The sequence below is a fragment of the Enterobacter cloacae complex sp. 418I7 genome (assembly GCF_050030705.1).
Taxonomy (GTDB): Bacteria; Pseudomonadota; Gammaproteobacteria; order Enterobacterales; family Enterobacteriaceae; genus Enterobacter; species Enterobacter intestinihominis.
In genome coordinates this window covers 189,742-202,969 of sequence record NZ_JBLGUU010000001.1, presented here as the reverse complement: position 1 = coordinate 202,969, position 13,228 = coordinate 189,742, and the positions used below count along the sequence as shown (strand labels likewise).

Genomic DNA, 13,228 nt, shown 5'->3' with positions numbered 1-13,228 from the left:
TGTGGCATAAAAACAGACGATCCGGGAGTTTCAAATGACCTTCGAGTGGTGGTTCGCTTACCTGCTGACATCCATCATCCTCAGCCTTTCACCTGGCTCGGGCGCAATCAACACCATGACCACCTCCATTAATCACGGCTATCGCGGCGCGGCGGCGTCAATTGCCGGTTTACAGACAGGGCTTGGCATTCACATTGTGCTGGTGGGGATTGGTCTGGGCACGCTGTTCTCCCGTTCGGTGCTGGCCTTCGAAGTGCTGAAATGGGCTGGCGCAGCGTATCTTATCTGGCTGGGCATTCAGCAGTGGCGCGCCGCAGGCTCGATTGATCTGCATACGCTCTCCCGGACGCAAACACGCGGCCACCTGTTTAAGCGCGCGGTATTCGTTAACCTGACCAACCCGAAAAGCATTGTGTTCCTCGCCGCCCTGTTCCCGCAGTTTATCGTGCCGCATCAGCCCCAGGTGATGCAGTACGTGGTGCTGGGCGCGACCACCATTATTGTCGATATCATTGTGATGATTGGTTACGCGACGCTGGCGCAGCGAATTGCGGCATGGATCAAAGGGCCTAAGCAGATGAAGGCCCTGAACAAAGTCTTTGGTTCGCTGTTTATGCTGGTTGGCGCGCTGCTTGCGTCAGCGCGTCATGCTTAGCGAGAAATGATGAGATGAATGCCGAAGCCGGCGAACAGTGCGCCGGCAAAGCCGTCGATCCACTTCGCGATGCGCTGGTAGCCGCGACGCATCGCCGGTAAAGCAAACAGGCTTGCCACAACGGTAAACCAGGCGAACGTCTCAACAACGATTAGCAGGAAGATCCCCCAGCGCGCGCCCGCACCGACGTTATCCCCCACAAACAGCGAGAACACAGAGCCGAAGTAAATAATCGCTTTCGGGTTCGCCAGGTTAGTCAGCAGCCCTTTCACAAAGCTACGGCCGCCCGTTGCCAGCTCAACCTTTGGCTCTTCCGGCTTTTTCTCTTCTTTCTTCAGCGCCCCGCGCAGCATCTGGTAGCCCATCCAGCACAGGTACAGACCGCCGCCAACCATGATGATGTTATGCAGCCACGCCATTTTCGCCAGGATCAGGTTCAGACCAAGCAGCGCAACCGACGCCCAGACCATAACGCCCATGGTGATACCGAGCACACCCATCATCGCCTCTTTGCGGGAGCGGCTGACGGCCGTTTGTGACACGAAGAAGAAGTCAGGGCCAGGGCTCATCAGCGCAACGATGTGCACTAACGCCACGGTGAGAAATAGCATTAACATAATTAGCTCGCGGGGAAATAATGTAGTGAGTCATCATCCTGGCACTTTTTCGCCCGGCTGACTACTCCTCATCCTCACCATCAGCGTGGGAACGGATAAGCGCCATAAACTCTTTACCAAAGCGCTCCAGTTTGCGCGTGCCGACGCCGTTGACGCTGAGCATCTCGCTGGCGCTGAGTGGCATTTGCTCGGCCATCTCGATCAGCGTCGCGTCATTGAACACCACGTATGGCGGGATGTTCTCTTCATCGGCAATGGCTTTACGCAGCTTGCGCAGCTTGGCGAACAGCTTGCGATCGTAGTTGCCGCCGTAGGATTTCTGCATCACGCGCGGCTTCAGGGCGACGACGCGCGGAACGGCGAGCTTCAGTTCAACCTCACCGCGCAGGACCGGTCGCGCCGCTTCGGTAAGCTGAAGCGCAGAGTGCTGGGCAATATTTTGCGTGGCAAAGCCGAGATGGATCAGCTGGCGGATGATACTCACCCAGTGCTCATGGCTCTGGTCTTTCCCGATGCCGTAAACCGGCAGCTTGTCGTGACCCATGTCGCGGATACGCTGGTTGTTAGCCCCACGCAGCACTTCGACGACGTAGCCCATCCCAAAGCGCTGGTTCACGCGTCCGATAGTCGAGAGCGCTTTGCGCGCGTCCATCAGACCGTCGTACTGCTTCGGCGGGTCGAGGCAGATATCGCAGTTGCCGCACGGCGCCTGACGCCCTTCACCAAAGTAGTTGAGCAGCACCAGACGGCGGCAGGTTTGCGCTTCGGCGAAGGCACCCATCGCATTAAGCTTGTGGCGTTCGATATCCTGCAACTGCCCCTGCGGTTTCTCCTCGAGACAGCGGCGCAGCCACGCCATATCCGCCGGATCGTAAAACAGCATCGCTTCCGCAGGCAGGCCATCACGCCCGGCGCGGCCGGTTTCCTGATAATAGGATTCGATATTGCGCGGGATATCAAAGTGCACCACAAAGCGCACGTTGGGCTTGTTGATCCCCATCCCGAACGCCACCGTTGCGACCACGATTTGCAGGTCGTCGCGCTGGAATTTTTCCTGTACGTCGGCGCGGATGTGGTTTTCTAACCCGGCATGGTATGCCGCCGCGCTAAAGCCGCGATTTTGCAGACGCGCAGCGGTGTCTTCCACCTTCGCGCGGCTGTTGCAGTAGATGATGCCGGACTTGCCGCGCTGCTCCTGCACGTAGCGCAGGAGCTGATCCAGCGGCTTGAATTTTTCCATCAGCATATAGCGGATGTTCGGCCGGTCGAAGCTGCTGACCTGAATATAGGGGTCTTTCAGCCCCAGCAGGCGAACGATGTCCTGACGCGTGGTGTCATCCGCCGTGGCGGTAAGCGCCATAAACGGCAGCTCAGGGAAGCGCTGACGCAGCTGGCCGAGGGCGGCATATTCCGGGCGGAAATCGTGCCCCCACTGGGAGATACAGTGCGCTTCATCCACCGCCAGCAGCACCGGGTTCCAGTGCGCCAGGTGGTCGAGGAAGTTGTCCAGCATCAGGCGCTCTGGCGCGATATACAGCAGGCGGATCTGCCCGGTGCGGCACCCGGCCATCACCTCTTGCTGCTGCTCGCGGGTTTGCGTCGAGTTAAGACAGGCCGCCGCCACGCCGTTGGCAAGCAGCTGGTCGACCTGGTCTTTCATCAGGGAAATAAGGGGGGAGACCACAACCGTCAGGCCATTAAGTACCAGCGCGGGCACCTGATAGCAGAGCGATTTTCCGCCGCCGGTCGGCATGACCACCAGGCAATCGCGGCCTTCCAGCACGGTTTCAATGATGGTTTCCTGGCCAGGACGGAACTGCTGGTAGCCAAAGGTTTCATGCAAAACCTGTTTAGCCAGCGATTCCTGATTCAATACTTCCGCCTGCGCCACGTTAACCCCATATGCCAGAAATGAAACAGGCGCTATTTTCAGCGCCTGAGAGAGAAACTTCAACGTTTAACGCAAAAACATTCGAGCAGCTTAGAAAATATCGTTCAGCATGACGCCCACACCAACGCGGGTCTGGTTGAAGTTATAGTCGATCAGCGATTCGCCATAACCGCTATACACCTGGGTATAGAGACGAACGTGTTTCGTCACCGGGTAGCTCAGGCCCAGCTCTGCGCCGCCGTAGCCGGTATTCCAGTTGTACTGCCCTTTGGCGCTCAGCACCGCGTCACCCAGCTGATAGCCCACTTTAAGCTGATAATAGCCCATGTATTTGGTGATATCCGGGTTGTCATCGGTGCTGCCCACCACGTACCACGGCTTCACTTCCACCATGAAATTGCCGTTCTGCGCCATCAGACGCGTATAGACGCGATTCCAGCTGCGTGAGGTTGGGTCGGAACGACCGTTGGAATCGTGGTTATAGCCCACCTCCACGTCGCGCAGCGTCCAGCCTGCAAACTCATAATCAGTGGCGAAACCGAGGAACAGCTGCGGTTCATAGTTGGTTTCGCGGAACGGTGAAGATTCCCCGCTGTTGGAGAGCTGCCACCATGACTTCTGCGTGTAAGATGCACCAAGCACCGAGTTCGGCCCCAGGATGCCGCGCCATAACGGGAAGGCCAGGCTGAGCTGGAACTTCACCTCATCTTTACGCGCATTGTCAGACCAGTTATAGGAACTTATCGCCTCTTTGTTGAGATCGCTGGTCTGGGTATAGATCACGTAGTTTGTGTCATAGGGGTAGAGCGTGAACGGATTGTCATGCTCCTGAAGCATATTGGCGATGATGCTGCCCTGAACGGCAGGTTTATCATGCACTTCTTTGATCGTCGCTTCCTGCGCATATGCTGTGAGGGGCAGCGCAACCGCCGCCAGTAACCAACCCAGATACGTCCGCATCGGTGGTGTTCTCCTGAAATTGTGACATTTAATGAATAGTTTTGTCCGGGCATTCTACAGACTTCTGCGATAACTTCCGCTTCCTCGTTTCTTAAAGTGGCATTCCTTTATCCTGAAGCATAAAATCAACATTTTGTTAACAACAAGGATGCCACGTCAGATGTCAGCCACACTCACCGCCGAAGAAACCTTAAAGCTCGTGGGCGAGATTTTTGTGTACCACATGCCATTCAACCGTGCACTGGGTCTTGAGCTGGAGCGATACGAAAAAGACTTCGCTCAGCTGAGTTTCAATAATCAGCCAATGATGGTCGGTAACTGGGCGCAAAGCATTTTGCACGGCGGAGTGATTGCCTCTGCGCTGGACGTGGCGGCCGGTCTGGTGTGTGTGGGCAGCACGCTGACGCGCCATGACACCATCAACGAAGATGAGTTACGCCAGCGCCTGTCGCGCATGGGCACCATCGATTTACGCGTCGACTATCTGCGACCGGGACGCGGAAACCGCTTCACCTGCACCAGCAGCCTGCTGCGCGCCGGGAATAAAGTTGCCGTCGCCCGCGTTGAGCTGCATAACGAGGAGCAGGTTTATATCGCCAGCGCAACCGCTACTTATATGGTGGGTTGAGACGGCAAATTCGGGTAAAATTACTTCACTTTTTTGTAACGGATTTTCCCGATGGATGCTAAACAGACGCGGCAGGGCGTTTTACTCGCTCTTGCCGCTTATTTTATTTGGGGTATCGCGCCGGCGTACTTCAAGCTTATCGCCTATGTCCCGGCGGACGAGATCCTCACTCACCGCGTCATCTGGTCGTTTTTCTTTATGATTGCGCTGATGAGCATCAGCCGTCAGTGGTCAGGCGTCAAAACGCTACTGAAAACCCCGAAGAAGGTCTTCCTGCTTGCCCTCTCTGCGGTGCTGATTGGCGGAAACTGGCTGCTGTTTATCTGGGCGGTGAATAACCATCACATGCTCGAAGCCAGCCTGGGCTACTTCATTAACCCGCTGGTGAACATCGTGCTGGGGATGATTTTCCTCGGCGAACGTTTCCGCCGGATGCAGTGGGTGGCAGTGATTCTGGCCTTCTGCGGCGTGCTGGTGCAGCTGTGGACCTTCGGTTCACTGCCGGTTATCGCCCTGGGGCTGGCGTTCAGCTTTGCCTTCTACGGCCTGGTGCGTAAAAAAATCGCCGTGGAAGCGCAGACGGGAATGCTGTTTGAAACCCTGTGGCTGCTGCCTGTCGCCGCGATCTACCTGTTCGGTATTGCCGACAGCGCCACCAGCCACATGGGCAGCAACCCATGGTCGCTGAACCTGATGCTGATGGCGGCGGGCGTGGTCACGACGATTCCCCTGCTGTGCTTCACCGGCGCGGCAACGCGTCTGCGTCTCTCGACGCTTGGCTTCTTCCAGTACATCGGCCCGACGCTGATGTTCCTGCTGGCGGTGGTGTTTTACGGCGAGGTGCCGGGTGCGGATAAGATGGTGACGTTTGCCTTTATCTGGGTGGCGCTGGCAATTTTCGTTGCGGATGCAATTTATACCCAGCGCAGGACTCGCAGAGGAATTTAGGTGCTTTGTAGGGCGGGTAAGCGCAGCGCCACCCGCCTGATTTTTACAACCAGTTCTTCCGCTTGAAGTACAGGTACGGCGCCAGCCCGGCGAGGATCATAAAGATAATCGCCCCCGGGTAGCCAAAGCTCCACTTCAGCTCCGGCATAAACTCAAAGTTCATCCCGTAGCTGGATGCCACCAGCGTCGGCGGCAGGAACACCACGGAAACCACCGAGAAGATCTTGATGATGCGGTTCTGCTCGATGTTGATAAAGCCCATTGCCGCCTGCATCAGGAAGTTGACCTTCTGGAACAGGGATTCGTTGTGCGGCAGCAGGGATTCGATATCGCGTAAGATCTCACGCGCCTGCTCCAGCTGACCGCCCGGCAGACGCGCCTTGCGCACCAGGAAGTTCAGCGCGCGCTGGGTATCCATCAGACACAAACGCACCTTCCAGCCGATATCTTCCAGCTCTGCAAGCGTGGACAACGCTTCGTCGTACTCATCGCCCTGATGGCCTTCCATGATCACGCGGCTCAGCTTTTCCAGGTCGCTGTAGATGTTTTCGATTTCATCCGCCAGCTGTTCGATTTTGGTTTCGAACAGATCCAGCAGCAGCTCATAGGCGTTACCGTCCATCATCGCCTGGCTGCGGGCGCGCATGCGGTAGAGACGAAACGCAGGCAGTTCGCGCTCGCGCAGGGTGAACAGGCGGCCATCGCGGATGGTAAACGCCACGGTGGAGTTCCCCGCGTGGTCTTCGGCATCTTCGAAGAAGAAGAAGGAGTGAATGTGCAGGCCGTCTTCGTCTTCAAAAAAACGGGCAGATGCTTCGATGTCTTCCAGTTCCGGGCGTGTCGCCAGGCTTTGCCCCAGTTCAGATTGTACGCGAAGGCGCTCATCGTCGTCCGGCTCGACCAGATCCACCCATACGGCATCAATGAGGGGCTGTGACTCTTCGGCTTCAAGCCGAGTCAGTCGGTTATTTTCGAGTTGAAATGCGCTCAACATGACCGGGACTCCCAATGCAAAAAATATCGGACAGTTCGGTGGGCACACAGAAACAAATTGGGTTTCAGACCATTAAACAGCCTGACTCAGCGCGACGGGAATGATGCAGTCGCTGACAACCACTAAGGCCATCAGCAAGAGGAGATAGCCTTAGGAGTTGTTCCTGGATGACAGGGAATTGAGCCAGTATCTACTGGGTGTGTCCAAGGCGAATGTCCTCTTAGCGTAATCGTGCGCGCATGTTACGCCAGCAATAACTGTGGCGTCAACACGCAACGGAACGCTGAAGGGCATTAATTGACCTTCAACGTATAAGGCTAGCAGATTATTACAAAATAGTGATATTTTTCTGAAAGTTACACACTTTCCAGCTTGGCATAGGCTGCCACCAGCCATTTGATCCCCTGCCCCTGAAACGCTACCTGCAAACGGCTGTGCTCGCCGCTGCCTTCCAGATTGACGATGGTGCCTTCGCCAAACTTCGAGTGGCGCACGCGCTGGCCCAGCTTGTAACCGGTATCGGTTTCAGAGATTGGCGAGCCCATACGCTGATGACTGACCGGACGGCTGATGCTGGCGCGCAGGCGCACCTCTTCCACACACTCTTCCGGCAGTTCGCCGATAAAGCGCGACGGACGGTGATACACTTCTTTCCCGTACAGGCGGCGGGTTTCCGCGTAGGTCAGGGTCAGTTTCTGCATCGCACGGGTCACACCCACGTAGGCCAGACGACGCTCCTCTTCCAGACGCCCGCCTTCATCCAGCGACATCTGGCTCGGGAACATCCCCTCTTCCATCCCGACGATGAACACCTGCGGGAACTCCAGACCTTTCGCGGAGTGCAGGGTCATCAGCTGAACCGCATCCTGCCAGGTATCGGCCTGCCCTTCACCCGCCTCCAGTGCGGCGTGAGAGAGGAATGCCTGCAACGGCATCAGGTCTTCGTCTTCTTCGTTGTAGCTGAACTGGCGCGTTGCCGTCACCAGCTCCTCTAAGTTCTCAATACGGGTCTGGCCCTTCTCGCCTTTTTCCTGCTCGTACATGGTGCGCAGGCCGGAATCTTTGATCACCCGGTCGGTCTGGACGTGCAGCGGCATGTCGGCCGTTTCCTGCGCCAGCGCGTCGATTAACTCCAGGAAGCGCTGCAATGCGCTGGCGGCGCGTCCGGCGAGGGCTTTTTCCTGTAACAGCTCGCGGCATGCCTGCCATAGCGTGAGCTGACGATCGCGCGAGGCCTGACGCACCACGTCCAGCGTACGATCGCCGATGCCGCGCGTCGGCGTGTTCACCACGCGCTCAAACGCCGCATCGTCGTTACGGTTGGCAATCAGACGCAAATACGAGAGCGCATCTTTGATCTCCTGACGTTCGAAGAAGCGCATACCGCCATAAATGCGGTACGGCATGCTCACCTGTAACAGCGCCTCTTCCAGCACGCGCGACTGGGCGTTGCTGCGATAGAGAATGGCACACTGCTCCAGCGCACCGCCGTTCTCCTGCCAGGTTTTAATGCGGTTCACCACGAAGCGGGCTTCGTCGAGCTCGTTGAAGGCGCAGTAAATCGAAATCGGTTCGCCGTCGACGCCATCGGTCCACAGCTTTTTACCCAGTCGCCCGTTGTTGTTCTCAATCAGGGCGTTGGCCGCGCTCAGTATGTTGCTGGTAGAACGGTAGTTCTGCTCCAGACGGATGGTTTGCGCGCCGGGGAAATCGTTGAGAAAGCGCTGGATGTTCTCCACCTGCGCGCCGCGCCAGCCGTAGATAGACTGGTCGTCATCGCCCACGATCATCACCTTGCCGGTATCCCCGGCCAGCAGGCGGATCCACGCGTACTGAATGTTGTTGGTATCCTGGAATTCGTCCACCAGAATGTTGGTGAAGCGTTCACGGTAGTGTTGCAGGATATGTGGTTTGTTCAGCCACAGCTCGTGGGCGCGAAGCAGCAGTTCGGCGAAATCCACCAGACCGGCGCGATCGCACGCTTCCTGATAGGCCTTGTAGACGTTCTGCCAGGTCTGCTCAACCGGGTTACCGAAGCTTTGAATGTGGTGCGGACGCAGCCCTTCGTCTTTCTGACCGTTGATGTACCACATCGCCTGACGCGGCGGCCACTGCTTCTCGTCGAGGTTCATCGCCTTGATCAGACGTTTCAGTAAGCGCAGCTGATCTTCGCTGTCGAGGATCTGGAAATCCTGCGGCAGGTTAGCGTCCATATGGTGCGCGCGCAGCAGACGGTGCGCCAGGCCGTGGAAGGTGCCAACCCACATGCCGCCCTGGCTGGTGCCCATTAGCTGTGCGATACGGTGGCGCATCTCCGCCGCCGCCTTGTTGGTGAACGTCACGGCCATAATCGAGTACGGCGAGCAGTTCTCCACGCTCTGTAGCCAGGCGATACGGTGAACCAGCACGCGCGTCTTACCACTGCCCGCTCCAGCCAGTACCAGCAGGTTTGTACGCGAGGCGGCAACCGCGTCACGCTGTTTGTCATTAAGGCTGTCGAGCAGGTAAGAAACGTCCATTGGCACCGTCACGTCATGTCGGGCGGGCAAATGTTTCCATTCGCCAAAACCCTGTTAATTTATACAGAACAATTGATGATTATATCAGCGTCGTGAGGGATGCCAACCGTGAAATTTCCACGTGCGGCAGAAGACGGCTATCCGGGGTAGTCATCAGATCGGCATTTTCCGGCTTGATCCAGCAGGCCTGCATGCCGCAGCGGATCGCCCCGGCGACGTCCGTGGTCAGGTCGTCGCCCACGTGCAGGATCTCACCGAGCGGCAAATCCAGTTTTTCCGCCGCCAGATGATACATATCGTTGAACGGCTTCGAGCGTCCGTGCGGGCCCGCGCGCAGCACGAACTGAAAATAGTTCCCCAGACCAAACAGTTCAGGCTGAGCGTTGCCGTTGGTAATGGCGACCAGCGGCCACTTTTCGGCGAGCTTCGCCAGCGTGTCGTGGGTCTCCTGCGGCACGTCGATTCGGCTGCGCCATTTGGCGAAGTTTTCCATGGCCGCTTCAGCACCCATGGCCGCGTCCTGCGCGCTCAGGCCGGCATTGAGCATCGCCTGTTCAACCGCACGGCGGCGCCATTCGGTCACGTCATGATAAATTTCCGGCTCGGTTTCCCGCAGGGACTGACGCAGCTTCTGGAACTCTTTGTTCTGGATCGCTTTCAGCGCAGGATGGTAGTTTTGCACAAACGCCAGCGACTCCTGCTCGGTACGCAGGATCACTGGGCGGTTGTCGTAAAGGGTGTCATCAAGATCAAACGTCAGGGCTGAGATCTGACCGAGTGGGCGGTAAAAACGCATTATTTCCCCCGTTTGGCGCGTGGATGCGCCGCGTCATACACCGAGGCAAGGTGTTGGAAGTCTAAGTGGGTATAGATTTGGGTGGTCGACAGATTCGCGTGACCAAGCAGCTCCTGTACGCCGCGCAGGTCGCCGCTTGATTCCAGCATGTGCGTCGCAAAAGAGTGGCGCAGCTTATGCGGGTGAACGTGGCTGTTCAGCCCCTGCTTAATGCCCCACTCCGCAAAGCGCTTCTGCACGTTACGCGCCGAGATCCGCTTGCCGAGCTTCGACAGGAACAGCGCATCCTCTTCCGCGCCAAACAGACCGCGCAGATCCAGCCAGTGCTCAATCCAGGAGACCGCATTGCGGCCGATCGGCAGGCGGCGCTCTTTGCTGCCCTTGCCCATCACCCACACTTCGCCAGATTCCAGATCGAGGTGCTTTAAGTCGAGGTTCACCAGCTCAGAGAGACGCAGGCCCGCGCCGTACATCACCTCCAGCATCGCGCGGTCGCGCACGGCCAGCGGATCGTTAAGATCGATATCCAGCAGGCGGTTTACGTCGTCGACGTCGATATTTTTCGGCAGATGACGCGGGGCCTTTGGCGTGGCGATCCCTTTTGCCGGGTTGGCTTTCAGACCGCCCTGGCTGACCAGCCAGTCGAAGAAACTGCGCAGGGCAGAGAGCCGGAGCGCCAGGCTCGCCGGGCTTAAGTTTTTTTTACGGCTACGCACAACGAAGCCGCGAACCGTGGCGGCGTCACATTGTTGCCAGCTTTTAAGACCGATTTCATCGGCAATCTGCATGATGGCATCAAGCTGACGCTGATAGTTGAGCAGCGTAATAGGGCTAAGCTGGCGTTCTACGCCAAGATAGCGCAGAAAACGGGTGACGTCAGTGGCGAGCAGTCCGTCCGTCATACGCGCTCAATCCAGCGCTCCAGCAGCTCAGGCAGCATCAGGGCGATCTCCTGCAACAGTTGCGTACCCTGCCCCTGTTCATAGTGATGCGCGTCGCGGCTGGTAAATAACATCACACCCAGGTCACCATCGCGCCCCATCAGCGACATCGCCACCGAGCCGATAGCTTTGGCTTCCGGCAGCACCACCAGCAGTTCTGGCCCGTTAAGCGGCCCCAGATAGTGGTGCTCATGGCCCAGACGCTGAATGCGCAGCGGCTCAAACGCCTGACGGCTGAGCGCCAGATGGGTAAACCCGGACGGCGCGCCAATGCGCCAGCGGTCAGGGAAGAGACGGATCGTCGCGCCTGCCAGCCCCAGCTCGCGCGCCCAGCGATGGAAGCGGTTGAGGAACTCTTCGAGACTGTGCGCGGAAGCCAGACGCGCCTGAAGGTGCAGAAGACGATAGAACAGGCTTTCGTTATTGCTGGCCTGCTCCATCAGCAGCGTCATGTTCTCTTCGAGCTGATTGATGTGGTTGCGCGAGCGCGCCATGTGCCATTCAACCAGCGACACGGTCTCGCGAACCGGATGCGGTACGCGCATCCTTTCGACGACGCGTGCATTGCGGATAAAAAACTCAGGATTGTGCAGCAGGTAATCCACAACAGCGCTGTCGTCCAGCTCCGTTACAGGTTCCCGCAGTTCTTCCCCTGGTTGCTTCATAGATGGATAAACCCGTCATAAACATGTGTCGCCGGGCCAGTCATGTACAGTGGATGACCCGCTCCTTTCCAGGCGATATCAAGACGCCCGCCCGGTAATTCCACGCGAACCTCTTCCGCCAGTAACCCCTGTGAGATACCGACGGCCACCGCCGCACAGGCACCGCTTCCGCAGGCCTGGGTTTCGCCCGCGCCGCGCTCGTAAACCCGCAGGCGAATGTGTTCACGCTTCACCACCTGCATGAAACCGATGTTCGCCCGCTCCGGGAAGCGCTCGTGGCTTTCCAGCACCGGGCCGAGCGTTTCAACCGCCGCGGTTTGGACATCATCTACCTGAATCACGCAGTGCGGGTTACCCATCGAGACGACGCCGCACAATACTGTCTGCTCGGCGGCACGCATAATATAGGTCTTTTCCGCTTTGTTGGCGCGAAACGGCACGGCAGAGGGTTCGAAGTTCGGCTCGCCCATGTTCACGCGCACCAGTTCGTCGTCGGTGACGCTGAGCACCATCCGGCCATTGGCGGTGCTGACGCGGATATCGCGCTTGTTGGTCAGCCCTTTCAGCCGAACAAAGCGGGCAAAACAGCGTGCGCCATTGCCGCACTGGGAAACTTCGCTGCCGTCGGCGTTAAAAATGCGATAGTGGAAGTCCAGGTCAGGATCGTAAGGCGGCTCCACCACCAGCAGCTGGTCAAACCCCACGCCCACGTGCCGATCCGCCAGACGACGGATCAGTTCCGGGGAGAAAAAGACATTCTGCGTTACCGCGTCGACGACCATAAAGTCGTTGCCAAGGCCATGCATTTTAGAGAACTGCATCATTTGCTCCATTGCGCGGGTACAGAACGTAATCGTCAGAGATTGACCTGAGTCGGGCCGCCGTTATTGCCGCGATCGTTGGTATCCGGCGTAGATGACTCGATACCACTTTGCACTGGTTTTGTCGGCGGTGGTGCGTTTTTATCCTCTGGCGGGAAGTACAGTGGTCCCTTCAGTCCACAGCCGGTCAGGCTAAACAGAGTGACAAGAACGACAAGCGTTCGGAAGACGTTTTTCATGTAGAGGTTGCCCGTAAGTTCAAATCTGTTTCTATCATCGCAGGAGAAGACACAAAAGCAAGAGTTTGCCGCTTTCCTGCAACGGGAATTATTTAGCGTTATACTGCCGCCATCACGAAAAATAGGAATAAAACCATGAACGACAGTGAATTTCATCGCCTTGCCGATACCCTGTGGATGACCGTCGAAGAGCGTATCGACGAGTGGGACGGCGACAGCGATATCGATTGTGAAATCAACGGCGGGATCCTGACCTTAAGCTTCGAAAACGGCAGCAAGATTATTATTAACCGTCAGGAGCCGCTTCACCAGGTGTGGCTGGCGGCGAAACAGGGCGGTTATCACTTTGATCTGAAAGGTGACGAGTGGATCTGCGACCGCAGCGGCGAAACGTTCTGGGATCTGCTGGAGCAGGCGGCGACGGCGCAGGCGGGCGAGGACGTGAGTTTCAGGTAGTTTTGTTGCCCGGTGGCGGCTACGCCTTACCGGGCCTACTACGGCTCGAACCATAGTCCGGGTAAGCGTTAGCGCCAACCGCAACAGCAGCTCGGACC

At 57.5% G+C, this 13,228-nt stretch carries 15 protein-coding genes; 4 read left to right on the top strand and 11 right to left on the bottom strand.

The annotated features are described in order from the left end of the window. The first annotated feature begins 34 nt into the window (after window positions 1-34). Window positions 35-655 carry a homoserine/homoserine lactone efflux protein gene (rhtB, locus tag ACQG0S_RS01015; protein ID WP_006812363.1) on the top strand — a complete coding sequence of 207 codons (621 nt, stop codon included), beginning with the start codon at window positions 35-37 and terminating at the stop codon, window positions 653-655. Here the strand turns inward: rhtB and rhtC are convergent. From rhtC to pldA, 3 genes are all read right to left on the bottom strand, one after another. Beyond that, the gene (gene rhtC, locus ACQG0S_RS01010; RefSeq protein WP_169440870.1) at window positions 652-1,272 is read right to left on the bottom strand and encodes a threonine export protein RhtC; all 621 of its coding nucleotides are present in this window, start codon (window positions 1,270-1,272) and stop codon (window positions 652-654) included. The genes rhtB and rhtC overlap by 4 nt on opposite strands. 61 nt (window positions 1,273-1,333) lie before the next feature. Further along, window positions 1,334-3,163, bottom strand: a complete 1,830-nt coding sequence (recQ, locus tag ACQG0S_RS01005; RefSeq protein ID WP_048965845.1) for an ATP-dependent DNA helicase RecQ — start codon at window positions 3,161-3,163, stop codon at window positions 1,334-1,336. Between the two features lie 90 nt (window positions 3,164-3,253). Further along, on the bottom strand, window positions 3,254-4,123 hold the full coding sequence (pldA, locus tag ACQG0S_RS01000; RefSeq protein ID WP_022646666.1) for a phospholipase A: 870 nt from the start codon (window positions 4,121-4,123) through the stop codon (window positions 3,254-3,256). A gap of 160 nt (window positions 4,124-4,283) precedes the next feature. Between pldA and yigI the strand changes: the two genes are divergently transcribed. After that, complete coding sequence (gene yigI / locus ACQG0S_RS00995) at window positions 4,284-4,751, top strand: acyl-CoA thioesterase YigI (protein ID WP_006812366.1); 468 nt, start codon at window positions 4,284-4,286, stop codon at window positions 4,749-4,751. Window positions 4,752-4,802: 51 nt separating this feature from the next. Further along, the gene (gene rarD / locus ACQG0S_RS00990; RefSeq protein WP_032622061.1) at window positions 4,803-5,699 is read left to right on the top strand and encodes an EamA family transporter RarD; all 897 of its coding nucleotides are present in this window, start codon (window positions 4,803-4,805) and stop codon (window positions 5,697-5,699) included. A gap of 43 nt (window positions 5,700-5,742) precedes the next feature. Here rarD and corA read toward each other — a convergent pair whose 3' ends face one another. The 8 genes from corA to lptM all read right to left on the bottom strand — a co-directional run bounded on the left by corA (window position 5,743) and on the right by lptM (window position 12,674). After that, a complete protein-coding gene (gene corA / locus ACQG0S_RS00985) occupies window positions 5,743-6,693 on the bottom strand; it encodes a magnesium/cobalt transporter CorA (protein WP_003860807.1) in 951 nt (316 codons plus the stop codon). 150 nt (window positions 6,694-6,843) lie between these two features. Beyond that, window positions 6,844-6,900 (bottom strand): YsgD/CorL family protein, encoded by a 57-nt coding sequence (gene ysgD / locus ACQG0S_RS00980; RefSeq protein ID WP_212743980.1) that lies wholly within the window; start codon window positions 6,898-6,900, stop codon window positions 6,844-6,846. A 149-nt stretch (window positions 6,901-7,049) separates the two neighbouring features. Further along, window positions 7,050-9,212, bottom strand: coding sequence for a DNA helicase II (gene uvrD, locus ACQG0S_RS00975; protein ID WP_017383586.1), 2,163 nt, complete (start codon window positions 9,210-9,212; stop codon window positions 7,050-7,052). Window positions 9,213-9,291: 79 nt separating this feature from the next. Then, window positions 9,292-10,008, bottom strand: coding sequence for a 5-amino-6-(5-phospho-D-ribitylamino)uracil phosphatase YigB (yigB, locus tag ACQG0S_RS00970; protein WP_022646664.1), 717 nt, complete (start codon window positions 10,006-10,008; stop codon window positions 9,292-9,294). Continuing rightward, complete coding sequence (gene xerC, locus ACQG0S_RS00965) at window positions 10,008-10,910, bottom strand: tyrosine recombinase XerC (RefSeq protein ID WP_022646663.1); 903 nt, start codon at window positions 10,908-10,910, stop codon at window positions 10,008-10,010. Before xerC ends, yigB begins: the two co-directional genes overlap by 1 nt. Beyond that, window positions 10,907-11,614, bottom strand: a complete 708-nt coding sequence (locus ACQG0S_RS00960; protein WP_023295731.1) for a DUF484 domain-containing protein — start codon at window positions 11,612-11,614, stop codon at window positions 10,907-10,909. The genes xerC and ACQG0S_RS00960 overlap by 4 nt, the downstream gene beginning before the upstream one ends. Beyond that, complete coding sequence (dapF, locus tag ACQG0S_RS00955) at window positions 11,611-12,435, bottom strand: diaminopimelate epimerase (RefSeq protein WP_022646661.1); 825 nt, start codon at window positions 12,433-12,435, stop codon at window positions 11,611-11,613. The genes ACQG0S_RS00960 and dapF overlap by 4 nt, the downstream gene beginning before the upstream one ends. Before the next feature lie 35 nt (window positions 12,436-12,470). Next, window positions 12,471-12,674 carry an LPS translocon maturation chaperone LptM gene (lptM, locus tag ACQG0S_RS00950; protein WP_003860815.1) on the bottom strand — a complete coding sequence of 68 codons (204 nt, stop codon included), beginning with the start codon at window positions 12,672-12,674 and terminating at the stop codon, window positions 12,471-12,473. 135 nt (window positions 12,675-12,809) lie between these two features. On the opposite strand from lptM, the gene cyaY reads away from it, so the two are divergent. Then, window positions 12,810-13,130: an iron donor protein CyaY gene (gene cyaY, locus ACQG0S_RS00945; RefSeq protein WP_048965844.1), complete on the top strand. Its 321-nt coding sequence runs from the start codon at window positions 12,810-12,812 to the stop codon at window positions 13,128-13,130. Window positions 13,131-13,228: the final 98 nt, after the last annotated feature.